The sequence below is a fragment of the Nonomuraea sp. JJY05 genome (assembly GCF_043496855.1).
In the GTDB taxonomy this organism is placed as follows: domain Bacteria; phylum Actinomycetota; class Actinomycetes; order Streptosporangiales; family Streptosporangiaceae; genus Nonomuraea.
On the sequence record NZ_JBIEIS010000014.1, the window covers coordinates 268,840 to 292,209 of the forward strand.

The following is a 23,370-nucleotide window of genomic DNA, read 5'->3' on the forward strand; positions in this document are numbered from 1 at the left end:
CGGCCTGGCAAACCGCTGCCAGATCGCTGCCGGCGCCCCCAGGGCGGTGGCGTTCACGCGCTCGTGAGCTCCCGGTCGTAGGCGTCCTGGGCGGCCACGATGTCCCCGGCGTGGTGGTGGCGCAGGCGCCGGCGCGGCGTTCCGTCCTCGGCAGGATGCTCGAACCCGAGGACGTGGCTGCCGTGACCGCGGAATGCCGAATATGGCGGAATCCCTTGAGCTATGCATACTCAATATGCATACTGTGTATCCATGTCGATCAGGCACGGCTTGCTGGCTCTGCTCAGTAAGGGGCCTCGGCACGGCTACCAATTGCGGTTGGAGTTCGAGGCGTCGACGGGGGCGACCTGGCCGCTCAACATCGGCCAGGTCTACACGACGCTGTCCCGAATGGAGCGCGACGGCCTGGTCGAGCCGGGCGAGTCGGACGAGCAGGGCCGGGTCGCCTACACGCTCACCGCGGCCGGCCGGGCGGAGCTGGCGCGATGGTTCAGCACCCCCATCGTCCAGTCCGACCGGCCGCGGGACGAGCTGGTCATCAAGCTGGCCATGGCCGTCGAGGCCAAGGAGGTGGACGTCGCCGAGGTCATCCGCCGGCAGCGTACGGCGACCATGCGCGCCCTCCAGCAGCTGACCAAGGCCAAGCGAGCCGCGACGGGAGGCGCGGCTCAGCGGTTGGTGCTCGATTCGATGATTTTCCGGGCCGAGGCCGAGCAGCGGTGGCTGGACCACTGCGAGGCCGTTCTCAAGGAGGAAAGATGACGGTCGTACGGCTGGCCGAGGTGGCCAGAGTCCATGGCGAAGGGGCGACGGCCGTACACGCTCTCAAAGGCGTGAGCCTGGAGGTCGACGCGGGGGAGCTGGTCGCGGTCATGGGGCCGTCCGGGTCCGGCAAGTCGACCCTGCTCAACCTCGCGGGCGGGCTGGAGCGGCCCACGTCGGGGACCGTGCACGTCGACGATCAGGACCTGGCCGCCGTACGCGACCTGGCGGCGTTACGGCGCCGCAGCGTCGGCTACGTCTTCCAGGACCTCAATCTGATCCCGTCGCTGACAGCGGCGGAGAACGTGATGCTGCCGCGCGAGCTCGACGGCGTGCGCCCACGCCTCGCCCGCGAGCAGGCCACGGCCGTGCTGGCGGAGGTCGGGGTGGAAGACCTGGCCGACCGCTTCCCCGACGAGCTGTCCGGTGGCCAGCGCCAGCGGGTGGCGATCGCCCGCGCTCTGGTCGGCGAGCGGCGCCTGCTGCTGGCGGACGAGCCGACCGGTGCGCTCGACACCCGCACCGGCGATGAGATCCTGCAGGTCCTGCGCGCCCGCTGTGACGTGGGCGCGGCGGTCCTGCTCGTCACCCACGAGCCGCGCTACGCCGCCTGGGCGGATCGGGTGGTGTTCCTGCGCGACGGGATGATCGCCGATTCCACGGACGGGTCGCTGGTGAGCGCCCGATGAGCGCCGTTCGTGTCGCGCTGCGCATCGCCCGCCGCAACGCGTGGCGCTCTCGGGGGCGAAGCGCGCTCATCATGGTGATGATCGGCTTACCCGTGTTGGTGATCACGACGGTTCTCACCCTCATCGAGACCATGAACGTCAACCCGCAAGAGGGGCTGGTGGCCCAGCTCGGCGCGGCCGACGCCCGCCTCATGCAGGCGCCCGAGGGTACGGTGCTCCGCCAGGAGCCGAACGGGACGAGCTGGAGCTCGGGTGGCGGACACCCGGCCGTGGCCAGGCGCAGCGCCGCCGAAGTAGGGGCGCTGCTCGGCCCGGGCACCCGGGTGATCCCCTTCGACACCGGTGTGCTCCAGCTGGGCACCGAGCGGGTCGAGGCGCTGAGGACCGACCTGCGCGATCCCCTCACCAAGGGGATGCTGCCGCTGAGCGAGGGCAGGTTCGCCTCGGCCGCCCGCGAGGTCGTGGTGACCTCCGCGTTCGGCCGGCGGCCGGGCGATCTCCTGCGGCCGTCCGGCGCGGCGCCGCTGACGGTGGTGGGCGTGGTCGAGCACCCCTACCGGCCCGCTCTTCGACAGGTCGTGGGTCCCGATCTCCCGCTGGCGTCGGTGGATGAGTTCTGGTCTCCGGGCGAACACGGCACCGGATGGCTCGCCGACACCGCCGAGCCCGTGTCCTGGACCCGCGTGACCACGCTGAACGGCGCCGGCCTGCACGTCACCTCGCGCGCCATGGTGACGGACCCTCGCTCCTGGGCTCGGGCCTCGGCCTTCGACGTCCAGTACACGGTCGGGATCGGCGCGATGGTGATCATGGTGGTGCTGGAGACCGTGCTGCTGGCCGGGCCCGCCTTCGCGGTCGGGTTCAGGAGGCGGCGCCGGGAACTGGCCGAGATCGCGGCTCAGGGCGGCTCGGCCGGGCAGCTGCGGACGATCGTGGTGGCCGACGGCCTGGTGCTCGGCGGCGCCGCCACCCTCGTGGCGGCGGTGCTGGGCATCGCGGCCGGAACGCTCGGCGCCCATGCCGTGGCCCGCTGGGGAGCGGGAGCCGGAGCGCGCTGGGGTCCGACGGCCGGCCCGCCGGACGTGCCGTGGCCGCCGGTCCTGGCCGTCGCCGCGCTGGGCCTGCTCGCCGGGATCGTGGCAGCGCTGGTGCCCGCCGTACAGGCGGCTCGCCAGGACACCGCGACAGTGCTGGCCGGCCGGGCGCCCGCGGTGGCCGACCGGCCGGGATGGCCGGTGGTGGGGGCGGTGCTGGTGGTGGCCGGACTGGGGGCGACCGTGGTGGCGCGGCGCCAGCCGGGCTCGGTGTGGGTGCTCGCCTCCGCGGTGCTGGTCCTGCTCGGGCTGGTGGTGCTGACGCCCTGGCTGGTCCGCCGCACGGGGCGACTGGCCGCGCGGCTGCGGCTCCCGCTGCGGATGTCCGTACGTGACGCGGTCCGTCACCGATCCCGTACGGCCAGCGCCGTGGCGGCCGTCATGGCGGTTACGGCCACAGTCGTGGCGGTGGGCATCGGCACTTACAGCGAGTACATGGACCGGCGCAACGCCTACACCTCGGCCCGCCCGGCCGGCATGCTGGCGATCTGGGCCGGCAACATCGGCGACGAGGCCTGGACCAGGCTCCGCGCCAAAGCCGCCCGCCAACTGCCGGGCGTGCCGCTGGCCGCCGGCTATCAAGCGAAGGACACCCAGGGCCACCGCTACGCGTTGCGGTACACGGTGCGATGGAACGGCACCCGTACACGTCGCACGGCCGCCATCGGGGACCAGACCCTGCTCAGGCTCCTGCAGGGACGCGATGATCCGCAGGCGGCCGCGGCGCTGGCGAGCGGCAAGGCCGTGGTGTTCGACGCGGCCGCGGTGCGGAACGGCAAGCTCGCGCTGCGGGCGAGCTCCACGGCCGGCCCCGCGCGCAAGCTCGAAGTGCCCGCGGTGCTGGCCACCCCCGCCGGCGAACACCAGGGCGGCGCCCTGCTGCCGCGAGCCCTCGTCGAGCAGGCCGGCTTCGCGACGGCGGAGCGCCAGCTCTACGCCATGTACCGGCCGTCGGCGAACTCGACGCTGGGGCGCGACCTGGCCAAGGTCACCCCGCGCGTCACGGTCGCCTCCGAGGAGGGCTATGGCAACGTGCCCGATCCCAGCCTGTGGGGCTGGCTCGGCGGCGCTCTCGTCCTCGTCGTCGGCGGCACGCTGGCCGCCACCCGCCTGGCAGCCGCCGACATGCGGCCCGAGCAGGCGACGATGGTGGCCATCGGTGCCCCGTCCAGGACGTTGCGGGCGGTCGTGGCCGGCCAGGCTTTCTACATCTCCGGGCTCGGCGCGCTGGTGGGGCTGGTCGCGGGAACGGTGACGGGCCTGGCGGTGACTCGGCCGATGACGACGTACGGCGCCGGAGATCCCGCCACGATCGCCATACCGTGGCTCTTCCTCGTCGCCGTGGTGGTCGGGCTGCCCGTTCTGGCGACTGCGGCGGCGCTGATCAATCGGACCGGGCTGCCCGTCGCCCGCCGGCTCCAGTGACGTCTTCCACGGCCTGGACCGGCCGGCCACCGTCCCCGCTGCCGGCCGCGTGACCGGGGGCGCAGCGTCCATGGCACGCTTTCCACCTGAGTGCCTGTTGGAGGAGAGCCATGGAAGACGACCTGAACCCGCGCGCGAGCGGTCGTGGCGTCCGGATGTCGCAACGTGCGCGGGCCGTCGCTCCGTTCTACGCGATGGAGTTCGGCAAGCATGCCGCGACGCTGGAGTCCGAGGGGCGTCACGTCATCAAGCTCAGCATCGGTGAGCCGGACTTCGGCGCGCCCCCGGCCGTCCTGAACGCGATGCGCGAGGCCATGGACGGCAGGCCGATGCCTTACACGGCGGCACTCGGGCTGCCCGAGCTGAGGCAGGCGATCGCGCAGTTCTATCGGAACGAGCACGGTGTCGAGGTCGACCCTGCCCGGGTCGTCGTGACCGCCGGAGCCTCGGCCGCCCTGGTGCTGGCCACCGCCGCACTCGTCGACACGGGCGACGAGGTGCTGATCGGGGACCCGTCGTACCCGTGCAACCGGCAGATCGTCGAGAGCTTCGGCGCCCGCGTCACGCTCATCCCCGCCACCGCCGGGACGCGCTTCCAGCTGGACGCGGCATCGGTGAAGTCGAGTTGGACGGACGGGACGCGCGGGATCATGATCGCTACCCCGTCGAACCCGACGGGCACCTCGGTTCCGGCCGACGAGCTGGCAACGATCTGCGAACTCGCACGCGAGCGGGACGCCTGGCGCATGGTCGACGAGATCTACCTCAACCTGAGCGACCACGACGACCGGGGCCGGCCACCCCGGAGCGTCCTGTCGTCCGACCCCGACGCCGTCGTCATCAACAGCTTCTCCAAGTACTTCGGCATGACCGGCTGGAGACTCGGGATGGTGCGTCGTCCCGGAGCTCCTCGTGCCGGCGATGGAGCGTCTGGCCCAGAACTACTTCCTCTGCGCCTCCGCTCCCGCGCAGCATGCCGCGCTGGCCTGCTTCACCCCCGAGTCCCTCGAGGTCTGCGAGGCACGCCGCGCCGAGTTCGCCAAGCGGCGGGCGCTCGTCCTGGAGGGCCTGGCGCGCATCGGACTGCCGGTTCCCGTCCCGCCCGACGGCGCGTTCTACGTCTACTTCGACGTCAGCCACACCGGACTGACCTCCTGGCGGTTCTGCGAGCGAGCGCTGCACGAGGCGCACGTCGCCCTCACCCCGGGCCGGGATTTCGGCGTGCACACCGCCGAGACCCACGTGCGGCTCTCGTACGCGGCGTCAATGGATGATCTTCGCGAAGGGATCACCCGGCTCGGGAGGTTCGTGGCCACCCTTCGATGAGCTGCGCGGCGGCCCGCCGGCGGGTCGAACGACCCGGGCCGACGCTCTGTCGCCCTGCATCGCTTCCGCCGCTCAAGGAGTCGCCGGCCGGGCGGATGGCTCAGCTCAGGGCGGCGGCGGTCCGCTCCCGGAGCAGGGCCTCGTGGGCGGGCTCGGTGCTCAGGGTCGCGGTCAGCCCGGCTTCGGCGGCGTCGGAGAGGACCGCCAGCAGGGTGGCGAACTGCTCGGGAGGCTCGTCGCCGAGCAGCTGCTCGGCGTGCGCCACGAAGAGGGCGACGGCGCCGGTGTCGCGCAGCGAGTCGGTGAGCGCGTCCCAGTTGCGGCCGAAGTAGGCGGGCAGGCGCAGGGCGCGCGCCACCTCCTCGAAGAAGGCGGCGCGGGTCCGGCAGGCCCGCCCGTCGACCACCGCCGGCGCCGGGCCGGCGGACACCGTGAGCCAGGGCGGCAGCGGACGTTCGGCGGAGGTCATGGGCGTGCGTCCCTACAGGCGGTAGAAGTCGGTGTAGTGGTTGGGCGAGAACCACACCACGCCGGTGCTGCGGTTCACGACGATCCGGTACGCGTCACGCGCGGCCCCGCGTGCCCGGGAGTACACGTCGTACTCATAGTAGGTGGCGCCGCTGGGCAGCTGGCCCTCGCGGTTGTAGAAGCGCCCGCCGGTGTAGTTGTAGCGGCCGTCCGGCTGCTTCCGCTATCCACACAGAGGAAGCGGGCACCATGGAAGACATGCTCACGACGGACTACGACGGGTGCGGGCGCTGCTTGGTGGGGGTGCGGCGGCTGAGCAGGAAGACCGACGCCACCAACAGCCCAGAGCGCCAGGCAGACCAGATCCTACGGGCCACAGAGGACGTCGGAGGGCACATCGTGGCATGGGCGGATGACTGGGAAGTCTCCGGTGCCACGGACCCGCTGACGCGGCGGGGGTTCGGGCCGTGGCTGCGAGGAGAGATGGGGCCGTACGACGGTATCGCGGCGGCCACCGTCGATCGCGTCGGGCGCAACGTTCGGGACACGTTGAATACGCAGGCTCTACTGACCAGTCAAGATCGCGTTATCGTGACAGCCGATCACGTCGGAGTGTGGGATTTCAGCGACCCGAACCAGGAAAACGAATGGCTGATAAAGGCGTGGGGATCGCAAATGGAACTGCGTGCGATCCAGAAACGCAACCGCGACGAGGCGGTACGCGCACGCGCAGCAGGAGAACCCAAACAACGCCCGTCGTATGGATACACGTATGTCCGTCTCGCCCCCAAGGCAAAGATCGATCACGTAGCGATCGATCCAGTAGCCGCACAGGTTATCCGGGAAGTGGCGCAGCGGATTCTCTCGGATGAGACGGGAAAAATTACATGTGCGACAGAGGCGGCACGCCTGACACGCGAAGGGATTCCTTGCCCGTCCGATCGGCTCCGCCAACTGTATAGCCGTCCAATGAAGGGCGGACCGTGGACCGCGAAAGCCGTCAAGCATATTTTGTGCAGCGAAGCTGCCCTTGGGTACCTGATGCACGACGGAAGGCCGGTTATTGGTTCTGGCGGGCGGCCAGTCCACATTGCCGATCCGTTGTGGGATCGCGCGACGCATGACGCTCTCGTCAAGAAAACTGCGCCGAAACGCAACGGAAGCCGAGCGCCGAAGAGCACGCAATTGCTGTCAGGTATCGCTTTTTGCGGCAACTGTGGAGTGCGGCTCCACGTCACTGGTCGGTACGGATGTATCGCGCGGGTACGTGGGATACCCGCGTCGGCGCATTGCAAGCCCGCCCCCATCATGGGAATCACGGCACTGGATGCCCTCGTAAGCGAATGGTTCCTCTCCCGCTACGGTGCCGGAGAGGTCATGCGAAAAGTCTACGATCCCGGTACTGGCCACGCTGCGCAGATCGCGGAGTTGACGGCTACACGCACGCGGTTGCGTGAGGACCGTCAGGCCGGGCTATACGACGATCCGGAGGAAGCGGAATGGTTCCGCACCGAATATCGGCGTATCGGAGAGGAGATCGCGACACTGAAGGCACTACCGGAACGCAAGCCGGGAATGCGAATGGTGCCCACCGGTCGGACGATTGCCCAGGAATGGAGTGCAGGAGATTCCGTTAAGCGGCGGGAAATGCTCGCAGAGTTTGAGGTCCGTGTGGTGTTGCACCCCACCGGACACGACCCGCGCGTAGCGATTACCGGCATGGAGATCAGCACGGATGGGATCGAACTGACCGGCTAAGGTGGCACACACGCAAAGAAACCGCCCGGTACCTACGTGGGATAGGTCCGGGCGGTTTCGTCTTCTCACGTTCCCCTGATGCGCCGAAAGCGGACCCTCCCTTCTTGGAACGGGTGTCAGGCGGGGGTGAACACGGGAACCAGGTAGCGCACTGTGCGCCCCATGCGTGTGGTCACTCGTACGTCGTGCATTGATAGCCGCCCCCGTATCGGTAATGCGGTCCTGGGGCATCTCAGCACGGTGGCGACTGACCATGGCGCATATGCCAGGGCGAGGAGACAAGAACCGGAATGCTCGGTGTCGAGACGGCACCAGAGCGTTTCGGTATCCGCCTCCACGACCACGACTGTCAGGGCCGCTTGCGGAATACAGATCTGCCATTCGTCTTTTGCGTGGGAGTGGGTGATTCCGTCGGAAATGGTGGCTACGACGTGGGACAGTCGGCCAGATGGGCTAGTGATCTGCCATCCTGCGCCAGTCGCCGCGTGGACCCAAGGGAGTAGATGTCCATCGCATAGATTGCGCGCGGGCGTCTCCGAGTGACTGGCCGGGGGTACTCTCACCTTCTTTCCACTTTCTTGATTCGATGCTTTTGATCTGCTCGTCGGGTATCACCTCCTTCCGGCCGAGCGTTCCGAACCGCTTCCCGATCTTCTGGTGTCGTTGCGGTACCACCTACGGTCTTGGCTACGCTCCGTGTTCGTCTCACCGTCTCGTCTCAGTGCGCGTGTGCCGCCTATGTACGCGCAGACGTGCGGGAGACTGAGACATTGAGACGATGAGACGACTACCGAGAGTCGGTGACTACGCGGGGTCGGGGTTGGGGTCGAGGCGCGCACGCCACCGTCCCCGGCTGACCTGACGCACTCTCCCGTCGTTTTCGAGCTGAGCCAATCGCCGGTAAATGGTCGGGCGGCTCATTCCCGTTGCGGTTTTCAGCTCGTCTACGGTTATTCCGTTCTCGGGGGCGTCGCGCAGGACGGTCCACAACACGCTGTCGCCGCGTTTGGGTGCGATTTGGCGGGCGTGTCGTGGCGATGTCCGCTCCTCGTCTATCGAGGCGTCTGCGTGCCTCTCAGCCCTCGATGTGGCCTCGTCCAGAGCGGCCAGAGACACCGCGTCGAGGGGTGGGCGGTGTTCGGCGTGCCGTTCGGCGGTGGCCTGTACTCCCTCGTCGTCGAGGAGGTAGGTGCGGGCACGGCGGGGAATGTCGTGTTCCGGAGAGCTGATCAGGAACTTGCCGGGGGCGTCGAGCTTGTGCGGGTGCCATCCGGCCTTGACCATGCCCTGTCCCAGGATTAGGTCACCGTCGCGGGGTTCCCGGACACGGAAGCACAGCCGGACATCCATCTGGGAGCGGACCGCGCTCTTGCCCATCGCGTCCTTGGAGGGGCGTTGCGTGGCGGCGATCAGGTTCACCGCTGGTGCGCGACCCCGTCGGGCGATCGAGTCGGCGTGGTCGATCGCACGTGGGGCTTCGCTGGCCAGCTCGGCATACTCATCGACGATGATGATCAGTGCCGGTCTGTCCGGCGATGGTTCCCACACGCGTTCGCCGCGCCTGGTGAGGTCGTCGGCCCGTCCGTCGAGGATGACCACGGCATCGGCGAGTAGGCTCTCCGCCTCCTGTGGGGTGGTGGCCAGCCGGTCGATGCACGATACCCAGGGCATCAGCTCCATGCCGCGCTTGAGGTCGACCGCCCAAAGGATCACATCCTCGCAGGCGGTCAGGTCCCCGAGCAGGACGTTCACGCCGCCCGACTTGCCCGCCCCCGACATGCCCGCGAACAGCCCATGCCGCCGCAGCAGGGGGACGCGGACGGGTGCGCCGTCCTCGAACAGCCCCAGCTTGGCCGGTTGCGTGATCGAGGTGATGGACGGGCCTGGCCAGGTGATGGCGTCGGCGTGCGGGTCGGTCTCGATTACCCGTACGTCGGCGCGGTTGGCCTTCTTGCTGGCCACCGGCTGGACGCGGACGCCTCCGCGTGTGGTGCTCAGCGCCGATTCCAGGCGGGGAACGGCGCTGAGGGCGTCTTCGACGGTCTGGCCGAGCCCCAGCCCGAGCCGGAAGCGGTAGCCCCACAGATCCACGATCGCGGACTGAACGCGGGATCCGGCCAGGCCGACCGCTTGGGCGATGTCCGGCCAGGCGGCCAGCGTGCGCTCTACGCGCACGCGGGCACGCCTGCGGCGGTGCGCCCACCAGGGCACGGCCAGCACGAGTGTGCCGATGCCGAGCACGGCGGGCAGGGGTGCCGTGAACGGCCCCAGGTAGGCGGCCAGGGTGAGCCACGCTCCGGCGAACGCCGTGGTGACGGCGGCGTAACCGCGTTCGATCGGACGGGGCAGGTTGACCCATCGGCCCCAGATGGCCACCGCGCCAGCCACGATGACAGTGGCGATGATCACGGTGGGCCACCATGCGGGGAACCAGCGCCGCAGGATCACACCCGCTATCAGGTCGGACGTGGCGATGGTGAGTGGGGCGAGTTCGGACCGGTACCGCCAGACGGCGCGGGCGATGCTTGCGATGACCAAGGGTGCGAATTCAAGATCCTCGGTGATCAGGGCCATGGGTTCGACGCCGTAGCGGCGCATGCGGCGGGCGTTGCGCCGCATCTGGGCGCGTGAGGCGCGGTGGCGTGGGTTCATCGGCCACTACCCGCCGCGCGTCGGGCATCGGCGTGGTGTTGGGCGTGCAGCTCGTCACGCACGTAGAACAGGGGGTCGTGCTCTCCCTCGTCGTCGGCCGCCAGGGTGGCGCGGATGGCGGCGATCAGGTTCGCGCGCCGGGAGCGGAGGGTGGACAGCTCGGCGCGGAGTCGGTCGATTTCGCTGATCAGGGCGGGGGTGTCGGCCAGGGCGTCGAAGATGTGGCGCCATAGGTGGTCGAGGGCGGGGGCGGACTTGGCGAATGCCGTCAGCAGTTCGGCGGCAGTGGTGTTGCGGGTGGCAGCTCCTTGCAGGTCAGCGTGTGGGTAGGGGTGGCGTTGGGTCATTAAGCATCACCTTCTTCGGTTGGCGGACGGTTCAGCGGCCAGTGATCCAGCTCAGGGCGGCACCGATCACGGCGCGGATGTCGGGGGCGAGCGTGGTTGCGGCCAGCAGGAAGCCGAACAGCAGCGCGATGATCGCGTGCCAGAGCTTCAGGCCCAGGTAGCGCCAGGCGATGAACACCAGCGCACCGACCACGAGCACCAGCGGGACAGTGACAGTCACGAGGATTCACCTCCTCTCACGGGGTTTCGCGGGGGTCTGGGGACGGGGCTAGATGCCGTCGTGCCGGGACTTGCGGCGGCACCAGCGCCAGCGAGCGCGGCACTTGCGGCACCGCAGGGTTCCGGGCGTGGCTGCGCCGCAAAGGCACCGGCCAGGCTGGAGCGGGAGTGATCGCATCAGGGCTTCACCTCCTCCCGGCGTAGGTGGTCGGCCGGCGGTGGTGGGCGTGGGTGCCCAGCAGGCGGCGGCTCAGGGTTCCGGTGGGGGCGTGGCGGCGGTCCTCAGCGCGAATCACGGCGACCAGCACCACGAACAGCGCCAGCGTGGCGACCGACAGGACCAGGCCCAGGAACACGACGAACAGTGCGAGGTCCACCGCTCACGCCCCCTCGATCTCGTCGAGGGTGATCACGTCGCGGTAGGAGTCCAGAGCGTCGTGACGCGCCATGGCCGCCTGTGTGACGTGGAGGACTTTGTAACGGACCACGCCGAACTCCACACAGACGGCGTGATGTCCGTGCTGGACGGTGGGCGTGACGCCCAACAGTGTGGCCACCTGCTCGACTTCGGCAATCGCCTGTGCCTCGGTGGTGGCGTCGGTGTCGTAGAGCGTGTGGACCACCACCCGCACCGGTCCGTACCTGGGAACGGGCAGTTGAGGGTGACTGTCCAAGAACGTGGCCAGGGCACGCAAACTGGTGATCAGTTCGCGGCGGTAGTGGTGCTGAGCTGGGCTCATCTAGATCACATCCCTTCCGTTTCCGATGACCTACGAGGCGAAGGTAGGTTTCGGGGAAGGGGTGAACCCATCGCGCGGTGTGATCATGTGGTGAGATCAAAAACATCCGGCGATGAGATGGATTAGATCCTGCGGTGAGATAAACCCCAGCTCACGGCTCCCGCCGTAGCTTCGAGGTCAATGCCGACCAGGCTAAACAGGTCATAGGCAGGGCGATCAAGGCGCGTGTCCAGGCAGGCACCATGCCCGCCCCGCCCGTTCCGCGAGCACCACCGCTGCAAGGGCACCGGCCGTATCGGCCATGTGTTCGGCCGTGGCTGGCGCTTCTGCCCCCGCTGCATCGGCACCGGCCTACGCCGGGGACCCTGATCCCAGCAAACGGGAGGAGCTTCCCAGCGAGGGCAATGCTGGGAGGAAAGTAGCGGCTTATGTACTGGCCAACATTGAACCCCGCTGCGCCCAGCGCGGTGGCGCTGAAACAGAGTGAATGGAGCATCAAAGAGGAGTCGGAGCATGTCCGTTCCCTTTGACCGTTTTGGGTGGATCGAGCTCCCTTCGCTGGGTCTCTCCTGTTGCAGACAGGTGCACAAGTGGTGAAGTATCATTCCCTCGACCGCATAAAGACCGTACTGCACTTCAGTGCCAAACAAGACATTTAACTTCAAGAGGGACCGAAATTGGCCGATCTCGATAGTGCCTTTCAGGAGTACTATCCACCTACCGATGAACAACGTCGTAAAGCCGTGACCGAGAGTTTAGTCTGCCTCGATACGAATGTCCTTCTCGATGCGTACCGCTTCGCGCCAACTGCTCGCAATGAGCTGCTCAGCGTTCTCGCCAAACTCGGAAACAGGCTATGGATTCCACACCAAGTAGCTAGCGAATTCCATAGGAACAGAATTAAGGTCATGGGCGACCAGGCAAATGGGTATAGCGAGACTCTCCGTGCACTGAAGGAACTTGAGGAGCATTTTCGAGAAAACGTCGCAAGTAAGGTTAAGGGCCTCAGACAGTCAGTGGCGCTTTCGGAAGCGCAGGAAAAGGCAATTATCGAGCCGTTGACGCAAGCAGTTGCCGAGACAAGCAACATAATTACTGGCTTGATGCAGGATCACGGCGTAAGTCTAGACATGATTTCGGAAGATCCAGTACTCGGTCGCCTTGAGGCTCTACTCAAAGGGAAAGTAGGAGAGCCGCCGAATCCCGACGAGAAGAATAAGGATATCGAGGAGGCGAAGCGGAGGGCTAACGAACAGATACCGCCTGGGTATGCGGATAAGAATAAATCGGATGCGAGTGGCGACTATTTGGTCTGGGCGCAGATTCTACGAGAGTCCGCGCGTCGCGGCATGAATATTCTACTTGTCACAAGGGACGTAAAGGAAGATTGGTTCCGTAGAGAAAAGGGCAGAACTCTCTCGGCCCGCCCCGAGCTAATTCGCGAAGCTCATGATGTAGCGCATGCCGATTTGGTCATCATGGAAACAAAGCAATTTCTATTCCACACAGGAAAATATCTCGATGCGGCGGTAAGCGACGACTTGATAAGACAGCTGGAGACAATGCCGACTGTCGATCGAGGCGACACAAGGAAGGACGAAGCTTTCTTCCAGGAGGAGATTGACCTCCTAGCCAAACGACTCCAAGCAGTGAATGAGATCATCACACCTAAGGCAGCAGAAGTAGAAGCGCTTATCTATGATGAGGGCGACAATGGCGAACGCAGGCGTCAGCTATTGTCGGAGCTAAGCGATTTAGCCACAGAGAGGGAGCGTTACGGAAGCAGGCTCAGAATCCTGCTAATGGCCCAGCTAGCGGCTCAAGAGGAGCGCCGGCCGAACGTTTTGACCTCCGACCTATTGCAGGAATTCGCTAATCCAAGAGTTACAAATCTTGCAACGCTAGACACCCTGGAACTGCGACGACTCGCTGAAGGTATAGGTATAGTCCCCGCGAGACGTATGCGTAAATCGCAATTAATCAATGCAATCTTAGAGAGGGTGCAAAAATTGAAAGATCTGGACTCCGAAGAGGGGTAACGAAAGCACTGCTACTTCCGCGCGGAGACGTCATTTGCGCAGTGTCGATGGAAGCTGCGCCGGTTCGCGGAGTGACGCCCCCAGCGCCTGTCGCACAAGAGGGACCCCCGACAGAGCCCTTGAGAACTGGCACTCTCATGGGAGTGCAGAAGGCTCTGCCGGGGGCGTTGACGCGACGGTGCGGGACACGGTGGGCACGGGTGTGAGCGAGCCCGTCACCGCACCGTCGCGCGTCTCACGAGTCCCGCATTCGTGTCCGAATACGAGACTGCAAGTACAGGTGATACAGCGCGTTGGCGCTGTATCCGTCACGGATGTCATCGATATTCAGATCGAAGGCATCCAAGAACTCGACTCTCGACAACGCTCTGCATGTCGAGTGACGCTGCCCCAGCCGCGTTGCTTCATCGGCCACCGAAGGGGCCTCTTCCTGCAGCGGTACTTTGCGATCCAGGTAATCGATGGCCTCAGTAATCGTGACAACATTCGCGCCTATTGCCCCGGCTATCTGTCCGGGAGTGAGCCCTTTGGAGCGTAGGCCAGCAATGTCCTTGAGCACTGCACGTGAGATGCGCGCCATGCGTGATCACGCCCCATCCGGTGCGGAGCGATCTGCGGCGTGCAGATCCACATACCGGGCGGCGATACGTCGGGCCGCCCGCTTCGGGTCCGCCGTGGAATGGCTGGCATACACGGGTCGGTCGCGGCGGTCGTTCCAGCCGGTACGCCACCAGAAAAGATCACCGTTGGTCCACACGAGCAGACCGCGCCAGACCGACACCACGGCCAACCCGTAGCCGTCGTTCACGTCAGCCGTGATCCCATGCAATTCCAGCTCACGTTGTAGCTGGTCAGCCATGGCAACGGCGGTCATGGAGGTGAGACGTGACGCCTCTTGCTCCAAGATCATGAACCGGCCTCCCGCAACTTCGCTTTACCGAGCAAAGAACGGGCGGAAGCCAGACAAATGAGGATCTTCGACTCTTCCTCAGATCAGCTCTGACCTGCGCCGCGAACTGATGTGAGGCTTCCAAGCAAACCGGTTCTGAAGAATCTCACCGTGATATCTCACGGTGTGATGGACTAGAAGGGCTCCACTACTCCCGAAAGGCTGCGCTACCAGGGGAACGGAACGCCGCCATGACGATGGACCAAGAGCACCTTCGATCGGTGCTTGACGCTGTTTTCGCACGTCAAGACATGGAAGATGCTTGCAAGCGCCGTGACATCGGCGGAGTGATCCGCATCCTCAACAAGTACGGCGTCACTCAAGGCCAGATCGCGAACCTCACCGGTAGATCGCAAGGACGGATCAGCGAGTACAAGAGCGGCAAGCGCGTCCCGACCGCTAAGCATACATTTGAGGAGTTTGCTGGCGGTTTGGGCATGCCTAGCCACTTGCGTCGCCATTTGGGCTTGTCGTCCTCTGGTGGCAAGGGCGGTGCGCAGGTCGTCAGTGACGGTGTCCAGATCCCCACGGACACCTTTGACTTGCAGCTCTTCGCTGAAGCGATCGGGAAAAGGGGCGAGCCGTTGAAGCGCCGCGAACTACTGGCCATGATTGGCCAACTTGGTGCCCAGTCCGCTCTAGCTCAAAGTGAGGCATGGGAGAAAGTCGCCTTTGCTCTCTCAAAGCCGAGCGCCATTGATGAAGTAGTGGTGCGAGAGATGGAGGCTAGAGCCGCTGGTTTCCACCGTCTCGAAGAAATGCTGCCCGCGAGTACGATTTTCAAGGGATTGGCGGCTCACCTGAACGAGGTCGGGACCATCCTGAATGGCACAGCCACCGATCCCAAAGACGAGCTTCGCAGACGACTGATCGTGGTTGCGGGAGAAAGCAGCGTGCTTGCCGGTTGGATCGCGACAGATCTGGGCAACATATCCGCCGCCCGAAACTTCTATGACACTGCCGAGAAGGCTTCTACGGAAGCCAATGATCCAGCCATCATCGCGTGTGCGTTTGGGTATAGAAGTTATATACCAAGCGGCAAGGGAAACCACGGACGGGCGCGCGCCCTACTGGCAACCGCACTACAACACCTGCCTAAGGATACGTCGCCCGGAACCACGTCATGGCTGGCTGCGAGACATGCTGAAGAGAGCGCGGCCCTAGGAGAAGCCGAAGCTGCCCTTCATTCATGGGATGAGGCGCGCGAAGCCTTTAATATCGCTGATCCGGAAGAGGATCGCGTATGGACGAGATTTCTAGACCAGGATCGTTTTGATTCCTTCCAGATCTCTACCTATGCCCAAATCGGTCGGCTGGATGAAGCCGAAGCGGTAGCGCATGCCGTCATTGCACGTCTGCCGGAAGTAGAGAGAAAGCGGGCAGGAATCATCCTCGGAGACATTGCCACGGCTCATATCGTGCATGGCTCTGTAACAGAAGCAGCCAGAGCGGCTAGGGAAGGTCTCGCCGTCATTCGCGAGACAGAATCCGGCATCTGGCTGCCACGATTTATCGTCCTCGGAGAAGCGCTAAGGCGTTGGCAGACTCAACCACCAGTCCGCGCATTCCTAGAAGAGTTGGCCGTTACGAAGCGTCAATTCTCCGTGTCTCCGCGCTGATCCAGTTCAGGTAGTCGTCACTTCCCGCAGCAATTTCAGTTGCGATGATTTCAGGTGTCTCGTAACTGTGATTGGCCTTGATGTGGTTCTCAAGCGCGACGAGTAGAGAGTGCGTGGTCTTGATGACCAACTGCCATTCCCGCTCGTCGCGCAAAGAGCCTTGCCACCAGTACAGGGACCGAATCGGCCCGATGATCTGTACCCCAGCGGCTAGCCGTTGCGAGGTGATGCTATGCGCCAGGGCCACGCCCTCGTCTGCGCTTGCCACAGTGGTCATGACCTGTATGTAACCCTTCACAACCCAGTTCCCCTTGAGTCGAAAGGCGGTGATCACTTCAGCCCCTACAGTAGAGGCATCGGCGCACTGGGCGTGTCAGGACTGAAGTGTTCTCGGCTGGTAGATCCCACGCGGGCATGGCCCGGCTGGGTGGTTGAGAGGCACCCCGGGGCGCGAATAACAAACGCCTGGCCGGATCGGCCGGCCCCACATCGCCACCGACGCCGACCACCGCCGCAGCCCCCCGCCGACGGCCTTAACTCCTCAGTCTTACAACGTGAGAACGCTTGGCCCTGGCCCAGAGCCGACCCTTGACAACCGGGCCTGGTCGAGCACCTAGGTCAACTTCGCCCAGATATGCAGCTTTCGCTCTACCATCTCCTTATGGCTCCTGGTCGGCACCGGCGCCCCGCCCGAGGGGGGATCATGCTCACCCCAGAGCAGACGGCGCTCATCAGCGTCTTTGCGCTGTTTGTTGGCGTTTGGGGCGCTTCGGTCGAAACTGTTGGGTTATTCCAAGGAAATGCCACCGATGGTCTGAGCATGAATGCCCTGGAATCGGCAATGGCGGACAGATCTCAAGCGGTGAGGGTCGTAGCTTGGAAGAGTTCAAACCGTCTTTCTGTGGGGGAAGATGGCGACCTTGTGTGGCCTTTTGATGATCTTCCTGTTCTATACGACGACGCAACAGAGGTTTCCTTGGGGGAGGGGGAGCACGTGACCGTGAATCTTATAGGAAGGGATGTTCGCATAGAGAACCATGGGGGCACTGTCAGCGTGTCGGACATTCACAGCACGTAACTCACGCTTGAGGCCTCTTTGTCGACCTGACAAGTTTATCGGGTGGTTCCCCCTGCTCAGGAATCGACGACGCATCAAGCTCTGGCTAGTGTTCTTAGAGGAAGTAGCCGTCCGGCTGCTTCCGCTACGGGCGGCGCCGGCCGCAGGGCTGCAGGAAGCCTGTAATAGGCTCATAGTGGGAAATTCATCACATGCAATGTCCGCGATGTTAGAATGTTCCCCATGGACGCCTCCTTAAGTGCGAGTAGCAGCGATCCGCGAGTGAAACGATGGCAACGCCTTCTCAACGCAGACGCTCCCCGCCAGCTAGAGAGTATTGAAATTACCAATTCCAATATTTTCGCCGATCAAACTATTGACTTTTCCAGAGTCACAGCTGTTATCGGCCGCCACGGAACAGGAAAAAGTCTCCTGCTGCGCACGATAGAGGCGCTATTTGGATACATTACGCCATCTTATGCGCCTCCATTTCTTGAGCAGAATTCTCAACTTCGCAAGTATTCTGTATCGCATCCCTCGGGTGAATTTCGAGTCAAGGTCCGATCTCCCCAAGGGGTCATCGTAAAGGAAATAGACCTACAAGTCCATGCAAGCGATCGCGCAAGGGAGTGGGAGTCGCTTTTCGCTGCTTATTACGCTACGCCAATAGCCGCCTTCTCTGACATTGATTACATGTTTGACAACTACCACCCAAGGGCTTTGGCGAGCGAGCGAGATGCTACCAGGATGGAGCTAGACGCGATCAGGAATATAGTCGGTCGATCGTACGAGAAGCTCACCTATCGCACGCTATTAAGCGATACGGTGTCGGGCGTGGACTACTACAACCTCTTCGTGTCGGGCATCGAAGGAGGAAGGGAAGTGAATAGCTGGACGATGAGCCAGGGGGAACTGTGGGTGCATCATGTCCTGGGACATTTCCTGTCGCACGATCTGGACAATGAGTGTATCGCGCTCCTCGACGAACCTGAAACCTTTCTTGCTAATGCCGCTCAGAGGCCCTTCATCGATCAAGTTGCGCGTGAAATCTTAAAGAGGAAAGCGCAACTCATTGTGGGCACGCACTCCTTCGAGATGCTGAACAGATTTCCCCTAGCAAATATTCGTCTATGCCTACGCCTGAACGGGAAGATTCATATCGTCCAACCCACAACTTTCTCCATGATCAAAGACTCTTTGGGCGTCGATTCGCCTACGGGAGGGGTGATCTTAGTTGAAGACGCATTTGCCGCCGATGTGCTGAAATCTCTCTTCTCCATATACGACGTTGCCTTGAGTCGAGACGCAGAGATTGTGCCGTGCGATGGCGAGTCGGGCGTTAGATCGACCATTCGCAGCCTTCGGCATGCTCGGCGCATTCACTTTGTCGGCGTGTTGGACGGTGATCAGAGGAATTCGGGATCGCATCTAGATGCAGATCCAAAAACCATCCTCTATCTACCTGGTAGGTCATCCCCTGAACAAGAGTTGATGAGTAGCGTCCTACGCTACCCGCGCTTTTTTTCTGAGCTTTCCGGTAGATCTTTAAGCGATGTTTTGGCAGCCGTAGACGCATGCATCTCGCTAGATCATCAATACCAAATCGACCGATTCGCGCGGCATTTAGGCTTCCCTGTAGACGTCGCCACCGCCTATCTAGTGCGTACCGAGTTGCAAGACGCACAGACCGAGCAGGAGGCGCGGGATCTTGTGATGCATATTCGCGCCTGCATAACAGGTCGGGTCTAGCGGCGCATATTTGGGGGAAGCGTATGCGCATCAAGGTGGGCGCTGCTATGCGGCGCCCGGACAGGCCCCGCGATCATAAGGCGGTTCCTGCTCGATCTACTTGACCAACGCGGTGTCTTGCTGTGCTTGGTGAGGGGTAGCCCAGGAGCGATGGACGGCGGATCAGGCGCAGGTTAGTGTGTTTAGAGGAAGTAGCCGTCCGGCCAGGAGTACCAGCCGCTGGAGGTGGGGTAGCCCTTGGAGGCCCAGATCGAGCCGGCCGAGCGCGCGTCGGCGCACCGCGAGATGGTGCAGGAGTTGTAGACCGAGGCGTCGGCGGGGGTGATGCCGATTAGGCCGACGAGGGACACGAAGGCGGTGATGGCGAGGGTGAGCCTGACCGCCCAGGAACGTCCGGAGCGTTGCGGGGTGTGCACGAAGCCTCCTCGTGGGGGGTGCGACGGACACCCCAATGATCCCCGCAGAATGGGGCAAATAATGACAAATATCACTAAAGGAAAGATGAACAGTCGGGATTGGCCCAATAAGCCGGGCCGCAAATGGCCCATCTCGTAGGGCCGAATGGGCCATAGCGTGCTGGGCATGCAGAGTTCTCCGCGATCCGACACCGTCTTGACCCTTCTCCAGGAGCAGCACCCCACGGTCCCCGAAGGGGCCTGCGCGATGACCGCCCTGATCGAGCTGCCGCCGGGGGATCCGGGTACCCCGCCGCACCGCCACGCCGGCCCGGTCTTCGGCTACATGCTCGAAGGAGAAATGATCTTCGAGCTCGAGGGCGAGCCCGAGCGGGTCATCCGCGCGGGCGAGGCCTTCTGGGAGCCGGGCGGTGACGTCATCCACTACCAGGCGGCCAACAACCTGCACGACACGTGGAGCCGTTTCGTCGTCGTGATGCTGTGCGCCCCGGGCGAGCCGATGCTCACGCTGGTCGACGAGGAAGAGCTCGAACGCCGCCGCGACCGCCGCGCCCCGCGCGGCTCGACGGGCTAGGAAGCTCCCTCGGGGGCGTCGGTGCGGCCCCCGGGGTGGCGGCTGTGCCAGATCAGGAAGACGACGCAGGACACCAGTGACCACGCCCCCAGCACCAGGAACGGCGCCAGGCTCTGGTGGCCGCGGAAGTAGACGGCGGTGTGCTGGGCGTTGACCGACGCCCCCGGGGGCAGCCAGCGGCCGATGGCGCCGAGCGGTGACGGCAGCAGCGGCCACGACACCGCCCCGCCGGAGGAGGGGTTGCCCAGCAGCACCATCAGCCCCCAGGTGGGCAGCATCGCCCAGCGCCCGAGGAAGGTGTTGAACATGGTGAACACCATCCCCGTCGTGAACATGGTCAACGCCAGGATCGACCACGACTCCAGGACCGGCAGTTTCAGCGCGCCCAGCAGCCAGTCCACGATCGCGACGATGGCGAACGCCCCGAGCCCGGCGAAGGCGGCGGTGAAGGCGATCCGCTCGCCGGGATTGAGCTGTTTGGCGTTGGCGCTGAGCTGGGCCGCCCCGGTGAACCCGATGATCACGGCGGCGAGCGTGATGTAGAAGATCGCCAGGCCGCGCGGGTCGGCTCGCTGGAGCGGCTTGACGTCCCGCACCGTGAGGCGCACGCCCACCCGGGCGGCGACGTGCGGAGCCTGCTCGACGAGCAGCAGCGCCACCGACGCGCCCGAGGCGCTCGAGACGTCCATCTCGACGTCGTCCCCGCGCGCCACGAATATCGCGAAGACCCGCTGCTGCTCGATGGCCCGCATGGCGTCGGCGTACGTCGGCTGGAAGCGCAGGACGAGCGAGGACTCCAGGGACTTCTCCAGGCCGCTGACGAAGGCCCTCCCGCGTACGGTCTCGGCGCTGACCCCGACGACCGCCACGGGCATGTGGTGCGGGGTCGGGGAGGCCATGGCGTACGTGTACGACCCCGCGAACAGCCCCGCCCCCGCCGAGAGGATCAGCGCCAGGACGGACGCGGGAAAGTACGGCGATTCCTTGAAGGCCGCCCACCAGTCACCCATGCGCCCACGCTAGGCACGCGCCCGCCGGTCAGGGCCGCTGACATTCCCTCCGTGACGGCTAGCGAAGCCTTTCGTGACGGGCCCGTTCCCCGAGCGCGGCGGCCCCGGTCGAGCAGGTGGCTACCCGGCCGCCGCCGTGCGCAGCGCGCGGTAGAGCAGGCGGCTGTCGCCCAGGTGGTGGCGCAGGAGCTTCTCCAGACCGCCGATCGGAACCAGGTTCTGCGGCGCGCGCGGGTCTTTGTAGTCCACGCCGGCCAGCGGCGGCAGGGCGAGGGTGACCGCGTCGGCCAGCCGTACGACCTGGGCCGGGTCCAGGTCGGCGCTGGCCTCGCAGCGCGCCACGCCCGCCCACGGGGCCGACGACTGGACGGGGAGCCGAAGGTACCAGGCGTGCCGCCGCCAGCTCGTGCCCATCAGGAACACGGGCGTGCGCTGGCCGGGCGCGAGTGCGGCGACCACCGCGGACTGCGGCGGCGGCAGGTAGGCGGTGTGGTGGGTCTTGATGTAGCCGATCGTGCGCGGCAGGTGCGTACGCCCCCGCAGCGGCCCGTCCACCAGCAGCAGGTCGTCGCCGCGGTTGCGGTGGCGCACCGCCAGGTCCACCTCCAGCTGGGTGACCAGCCGCTGCAACGCCAGGGACAGCTCCTCGAAGCTCGCGTCGGCGGCTTTGCCGGGCTCGTACGTGGCGTGCCTGGTCTTGACCTCGGGCGTGTGCGGCGAGGCGGAGATCAGCGACCGGTTGACCTGGATCTCCGCCAGGTCGGCGCCGTCCGGGCCGCAGCGGACGATGCCGGCCGCGTACGACGCCGCGATCCCCGGGACGGGCATGGGCGCGTCGGGATCGTGGACCCACACGCGGGCGTCGATCCTGCGGACCCCGTCGGCCACCAGCAGCGTCCCGGGAGGGGAGGCGTCGGGCCCGGGGGTGACGGGTTTCCAGTCGGCGGCCGGCCGCTCGATGTCGATGACCAGCTCGGCGCTGGTGGCGCCCATCTCGGAGAGGTTCTCGACGGCGAGGGCGGCGGCGTAGCCGGGGTCCCACGGGTCGACGGTGAATCCCGTCATGGAGCGATGGCCGCCTTCCGCACGTGGGAGCCCTTGCCGTCGCGCCTGACCTCGAAGCGCACCGGCACGCGCTCGGCCAGCGCCGGCACGTGCGTGACAACGCCGATCAGGCGGTCCTGCCCGGCGGCCAGGCGTTCGAGGGTGGTGGCGACGGTGTCGAGCGTGGCCGGGTCGAGCGTGCCGAACCCCTCGTCCAGGAAGATCGAGTCGAGGCCCCGGGCCACGGCGCCGGACAGCGCCAGGGCCAGGGCGAGGGCGGCCTGGAAGGTCTCGCCGCCGGACAGGGTGCGGGCGCTGCGCCGCAGGCCGGCCTCGCCGTAGTCGATGACCTCGATGTCGCCGGTCTTGTCGCCGAGGGCCAGCTCGTACTGGCCGTCGGACAGCTCGCGCAGCGTGTCGGAGGCCGAGGCGACCAGCACGGCCAGGGCCTCGGCGCACAGCCAGCGCTCGAAGGCGTTGGCCCGCAGGCGCAGGGCGAGCTCGTGGGCGACCTTGGCCTCGTGCTCCTTCTGGGAGATCTGGAGCTCGAGGTCGGCGGCGCGCTTGCGCTCCTCCTTGAGGCGTTCGAGGGCGCTGTCGGCGCGGGCGACGGTCCCGGCGACGGCGGCGCCGAACTGGTCGGGCGAGGCGTCGCGCGGGGCGACCACGCCGTGCTGGGCCAGCCGCTCGGTCAGCCGGCGGCGGTCGGTCGCCAGCCGGGCGCCGGCCTGGGCGAGCTGCTCCTCGCGCTCGGCCAGCTCGGCGCGGGCGGCCTGCGCGGCCCGGTCCCGCCAGCCGAGCAGCTCGGTCCACGCCTGGTGCAGGTCGCGCCGGTCGAGCAGCGGCGGCGGGTCCTCCTGCTGCCCGGAGACGAGCAGCCGGTCGCGGGCCGCCTCCAGCTCCCGCCAGGCGCTCTCGGCCTGCCGCTCGGTGCGTTCGGCGCCGGCCCGCGCCTCGTCCAGCTTCCCGCGGGCGGCGCGCAGCGCTCTGCGTGCCTGGGTGGCCAGCTCGTCGGCCTTGGCGATCGCGGCCAGCCGGCCTTCGAGCTCGGCCCGGTCCCCGGGGGCGGGCAGCGCGGCCAGTTCGGACTCCAGCCGGGTGGCCTGCGCGGTGAGCATCGACGCCGAGGTCTCGGCGCGGGCGTGGGCGGCCCTGGCGCGCTCGGCCCGTTCGCGGGTGCCCGCGAGGACGCGGTCGGCGGCGCGGATGTCGGCGGGCGGCTCGTGCCGGGGCAGCTCGGAGACGGGGTGCCGGCAGACCGGGCACGGCTCGCCCACGGCCAGCCGCGGGGCCAGGTGGGCGGCGGCGTGGGCGTCGCGCAGCCGTTCCCGCTGGGTCTCGGCGGCGGCCAGCGCCTCTTCGGCCGCCGCCCGCGCGCCCGCCAGCTCTTCCAGCGACGCGGCCGCCGTCGCGGCCTCGGCGCGGGCGCGGCC

General features: G+C 65.9%; 22 protein-coding genes and 3 pseudogenes. 11 read left to right on the forward strand and 14 right to left on the reverse strand.

Annotated elements, in window-relative coordinates:
• The first annotated feature begins 252 nt into the window (after positions 1-252).
• The 5 genes and pseudogenes from ACFKCF_RS24165 to ACFKCF_RS24185 all read left to right on the forward strand — a co-directional run.
• Positions 253-762, forward strand: a complete 510-nt coding sequence (locus tag ACFKCF_RS24165) for a PadR family transcriptional regulator (protein WP_394496881.1) — start codon at positions 253-255, stop codon at positions 760-762.
• A complete protein-coding gene (locus ACFKCF_RS24170) occupies positions 759-1,451 on the forward strand; it encodes an ABC transporter ATP-binding protein (protein WP_394496882.1) in 693 nt (230 codons plus the stop codon). The genes ACFKCF_RS24165 and ACFKCF_RS24170 overlap by 4 nt, the downstream gene beginning before the upstream one ends.
• A complete protein-coding gene (locus tag ACFKCF_RS24175) occupies positions 1,448-3,970 on the forward strand; it encodes an FtsX-like permease family protein (protein ID WP_394496883.1) in 2,523 nt (840 codons plus the stop codon). Before ACFKCF_RS24170 ends, ACFKCF_RS24175 begins: the two co-directional genes overlap by 4 nt.
• A gap of 194 nt (positions 3,971-4,164) precedes the next feature.
• A pseudogene (locus ACFKCF_RS24180) lies at positions 4,165-4,794 on the forward strand (aminotransferase class I/II-fold pyridoxal phosphate-dependent enzyme); the annotation flags it as partial.
• 73 nt (positions 4,795-4,867) lie between these two features.
• Positions 4,868-5,296 (forward strand): annotated as a pseudogene (locus tag ACFKCF_RS24185) (aminotransferase class I/II-fold pyridoxal phosphate-dependent enzyme); the annotation flags it as partial.
• A 100-nt stretch (positions 5,297-5,396) separates the two neighbouring features.
• Here the strand turns inward: ACFKCF_RS24185 and ACFKCF_RS24190 are convergent.
• Complete coding sequence (locus tag ACFKCF_RS24190; protein ID WP_394496885.1) at positions 5,397-5,765, reverse strand: barstar family protein; 369 nt, start codon at positions 5,763-5,765, stop codon at positions 5,397-5,399.
• Between the two features lie 12 nt (positions 5,766-5,777).
• Positions 5,778-5,960, reverse strand: a pseudogene (locus ACFKCF_RS24195) (ribonuclease domain-containing protein); the annotation flags it as partial.
• Positions 5,961-6,013: 53 nt separating this feature from the next.
• Between ACFKCF_RS24195 and ACFKCF_RS24200 the strand changes: the two are divergent.
• Positions 6,014-7,522 carry a recombinase family protein gene (locus ACFKCF_RS24200; RefSeq protein ID WP_394496886.1) on the forward strand — a complete coding sequence of 503 codons (1,509 nt, stop codon included), beginning with the start codon at positions 6,014-6,016 and terminating at the stop codon, positions 7,520-7,522.
• Positions 7,523-8,326: 804 nt separating this feature from the next.
• Here the strand turns inward: ACFKCF_RS24200 and ACFKCF_RS24205 are convergent.
• From ACFKCF_RS24205 to ACFKCF_RS24225, 5 genes are all read right to left on the reverse strand, one after another.
• Positions 8,327-10,174, reverse strand: coding sequence for a cell division protein FtsK (locus ACFKCF_RS24205; RefSeq protein ID WP_394496887.1), 1,848 nt, complete (start codon positions 10,172-10,174; stop codon positions 8,327-8,329).
• A complete protein-coding gene (locus ACFKCF_RS24210; protein WP_394496888.1) occupies positions 10,171-10,521 on the reverse strand; it encodes a hypothetical protein in 351 nt (116 codons plus the stop codon). The genes ACFKCF_RS24205 and ACFKCF_RS24210 overlap by 4 nt, the downstream gene beginning before the upstream one ends.
• A gap of 31 nt (positions 10,522-10,552) precedes the next feature.
• Positions 10,553-10,741: a hypothetical protein gene (locus ACFKCF_RS24215; protein WP_394496889.1), complete on the reverse strand. Its 189-nt coding sequence runs from the start codon at positions 10,739-10,741 to the stop codon at positions 10,553-10,555.
• A 184-nt stretch (positions 10,742-10,925) separates the two neighbouring features.
• Positions 10,926-11,117 (reverse strand): hypothetical protein, encoded by a 192-nt coding sequence (locus ACFKCF_RS24220; protein WP_394496890.1) that lies wholly within the window; start codon positions 11,115-11,117, stop codon positions 10,926-10,928.
• A 3-nt stretch (positions 11,118-11,120) separates the two neighbouring features.
• Positions 11,121-11,480, reverse strand: a complete 360-nt coding sequence (locus ACFKCF_RS24225) for a hypothetical protein (RefSeq protein WP_394496891.1) — start codon at positions 11,478-11,480, stop codon at positions 11,121-11,123.
• Between the two features lie 677 nt (positions 11,481-12,157).
• Between ACFKCF_RS24225 and ACFKCF_RS24230 the strand changes: the two genes are divergently transcribed.
• Entirely contained in the window at positions 12,158-13,519 is a 1,362-nt protein-coding gene (locus tag ACFKCF_RS24230; RefSeq protein WP_394496893.1) for a PIN domain-containing protein, read from the forward strand.
• A gap of 235 nt (positions 13,520-13,754) precedes the next feature.
• Here ACFKCF_RS24230 and ACFKCF_RS24235 read toward each other — a convergent pair whose 3' ends face one another.
• Both ACFKCF_RS24235 and ACFKCF_RS24240 read right to left on the reverse strand, forming a co-directional pair.
• On the reverse strand, positions 13,755-14,099 hold the full coding sequence (locus ACFKCF_RS24235) for a hypothetical protein (protein WP_394496894.1): 345 nt from the start codon (positions 14,097-14,099) through the stop codon (positions 13,755-13,757).
• A gap of 6 nt (positions 14,100-14,105) precedes the next feature.
• Positions 14,106-14,429 carry a hypothetical protein gene (locus tag ACFKCF_RS24240; RefSeq protein ID WP_394496895.1) on the reverse strand — a complete coding sequence of 108 codons (324 nt, stop codon included), beginning with the start codon at positions 14,427-14,429 and terminating at the stop codon, positions 14,106-14,108.
• A 230-nt stretch (positions 14,430-14,659) separates the two neighbouring features.
• Between ACFKCF_RS24240 and ACFKCF_RS24245 the strand changes: the two genes are divergently transcribed.
• Positions 14,660-16,087 (forward strand): helix-turn-helix domain-containing protein, encoded by a 1,428-nt coding sequence (locus tag ACFKCF_RS24245; protein WP_394496898.1) that lies wholly within the window; start codon positions 14,660-14,662, stop codon positions 16,085-16,087.
• Here ACFKCF_RS24245 and cutA read toward each other — a convergent pair.
• Positions 16,053-16,364 carry a divalent-cation tolerance protein CutA gene (gene cutA, locus ACFKCF_RS24250; protein ID WP_394496900.1) on the reverse strand — a complete coding sequence of 104 codons (312 nt, stop codon included), beginning with the start codon at positions 16,362-16,364 and terminating at the stop codon, positions 16,053-16,055. The two genes, ACFKCF_RS24245 and cutA, sit on opposite strands and share 35 nt — an antisense overlap.
• 426 nt (positions 16,365-16,790) lie before the next feature.
• Between cutA and ACFKCF_RS24255 the strand changes: the two genes are divergently transcribed.
• Both ACFKCF_RS24255 and ACFKCF_RS24260 read left to right on the forward strand, forming a co-directional pair.
• Positions 16,791-17,165 carry a hypothetical protein gene (locus tag ACFKCF_RS24255; protein ID WP_394496901.1) on the forward strand — a complete coding sequence of 125 codons (375 nt, stop codon included), beginning with the start codon at positions 16,791-16,793 and terminating at the stop codon, positions 17,163-17,165.
• A gap of 222 nt (positions 17,166-17,387) precedes the next feature.
• Positions 17,388-18,893, forward strand: a complete 1,506-nt coding sequence (locus ACFKCF_RS24260; RefSeq protein WP_394496903.1) for an ATP-dependent endonuclease — start codon at positions 17,388-17,390, stop codon at positions 18,891-18,893.
• Between the two features lie 182 nt (positions 18,894-19,075).
• Here ACFKCF_RS24260 and ACFKCF_RS24265 read toward each other — a convergent pair whose 3' ends face one another.
• Positions 19,076-19,309 carry a hypothetical protein gene (locus tag ACFKCF_RS24265; protein WP_394496904.1) on the reverse strand — a complete coding sequence of 78 codons (234 nt, stop codon included), beginning with the start codon at positions 19,307-19,309 and terminating at the stop codon, positions 19,076-19,078.
• 166 nt (positions 19,310-19,475) lie between these two features.
• Here ACFKCF_RS24265 and ACFKCF_RS24270 point away from each other — a divergent pair, with 166 nt between their 5' ends.
• Entirely contained in the window at positions 19,476-19,883 is a 408-nt protein-coding gene (locus tag ACFKCF_RS24270; RefSeq protein WP_394496905.1) for a cupin domain-containing protein, read from the forward strand.
• Here ACFKCF_RS24270 and ACFKCF_RS24275 read toward each other — a convergent pair.
• The 3 genes from ACFKCF_RS24275 to ACFKCF_RS24285 all read right to left on the reverse strand — a co-directional run.
• Positions 19,880-20,893, reverse strand: a complete 1,014-nt coding sequence (locus ACFKCF_RS24275) for an ABC transporter permease (protein ID WP_394496907.1) — start codon at positions 20,891-20,893, stop codon at positions 19,880-19,882. The genes ACFKCF_RS24270 and ACFKCF_RS24275 overlap by 4 nt on opposite strands.
• Positions 20,894-21,013: 120 nt before the next feature.
• Complete coding sequence (locus tag ACFKCF_RS24280; protein WP_394496908.1) at positions 21,014-21,958, reverse strand: hypothetical protein; 945 nt, start codon at positions 21,956-21,958, stop codon at positions 21,014-21,016.
• Positions 21,955-23,370: SbcC/MukB-like Walker B domain-containing protein (locus ACFKCF_RS24285; RefSeq protein ID WP_394496910.1), on the reverse strand; the 1,416-nt coding region annotated here is incomplete at its 5' end. The genes ACFKCF_RS24280 and ACFKCF_RS24285, both read right to left, overlap by 4 nt.

Coding starts and splice junctions, on each gene's coding strand:
- ACFKCF_RS24165 (WP_394496881.1), top strand. CDS start 253: ATGTCGATCAGGCACGGCTTGCTGGCTCTGCTCAGTAAGGGGCCTCGG.
- ACFKCF_RS24170 (WP_394496882.1), top strand. CDS start 759: ATGACGGTCGTACGGCTGGCCGAGGTGGCCAGAGTCCATGGCGAAGGG.
- ACFKCF_RS24175 (WP_394496883.1), top strand. CDS start 1,448: ATGAGCGCCGTTCGTGTCGCGCTGCGCATCGCCCGCCGCAACGCGTGG.
- ACFKCF_RS24190 (WP_394496885.1), bottom strand. CDS start 5,765: ATGACCTCCGCCGAACGTCCGCTGCCGCCCTGGCTCACGGTGTCCGCC.
- ACFKCF_RS24200 (WP_394496886.1), top strand. CDS start 6,014: ATGGAAGACATGCTCACGACGGACTACGACGGGTGCGGGCGCTGCTTG.
- ACFKCF_RS24205 (WP_394496887.1), bottom strand. CDS start 10,174: ATGAACCCACGCCACCGCGCCTCACGCGCCCAGATGCGGCGCAACGCC.
- ACFKCF_RS24210 (WP_394496888.1), bottom strand. CDS start 10,521: ATGACCCAACGCCACCCCTACCCACACGCTGACCTGCAAGGAGCTGCC.
- ACFKCF_RS24225 (WP_394496891.1), bottom strand. CDS start 11,480: ATGAGCCCAGCTCAGCACCACTACCGCCGCGAACTGATCACCAGTTTG.
- ACFKCF_RS24235 (WP_394496894.1), bottom strand. CDS start 14,099: ATGGCGCGCATCTCACGTGCAGTGCTCAAGGACATTGCTGGCCTACGC.
- ACFKCF_RS24240 (WP_394496895.1), bottom strand. CDS start 14,429: ATGATCTTGGAGCAAGAGGCGTCACGTCTCACCTCCATGACCGCCGTT.
- ACFKCF_RS24245 (WP_394496898.1), top strand. CDS start 14,660: ATGACGATGGACCAAGAGCACCTTCGATCGGTGCTTGACGCTGTTTTC.
- cutA (WP_394496900.1), bottom strand. CDS start 16,364: ATGACCACTGTGGCAAGCGCAGACGAGGGCGTGGCCCTGGCGCATAGC.
- ACFKCF_RS24255 (WP_394496901.1), top strand. CDS start 16,791: ATGCTCACCCCAGAGCAGACGGCGCTCATCAGCGTCTTTGCGCTGTTT.
- ACFKCF_RS24260 (WP_394496903.1), top strand. CDS start 17,388: ATGGACGCCTCCTTAAGTGCGAGTAGCAGCGATCCGCGAGTGAAACGA.
- ACFKCF_RS24270 (WP_394496905.1), top strand. CDS start 19,476: ATGCAGAGTTCTCCGCGATCCGACACCGTCTTGACCCTTCTCCAGGAG.
- ACFKCF_RS24275 (WP_394496907.1), bottom strand. CDS start 20,893: ATGGGTGACTGGTGGGCGGCCTTCAAGGAATCGCCGTACTTTCCCGCG.
- ACFKCF_RS24280 (WP_394496908.1), bottom strand. CDS start 21,958: ATGACGGGATTCACCGTCGACCCGTGGGACCCCGGCTACGCCGCCGCC.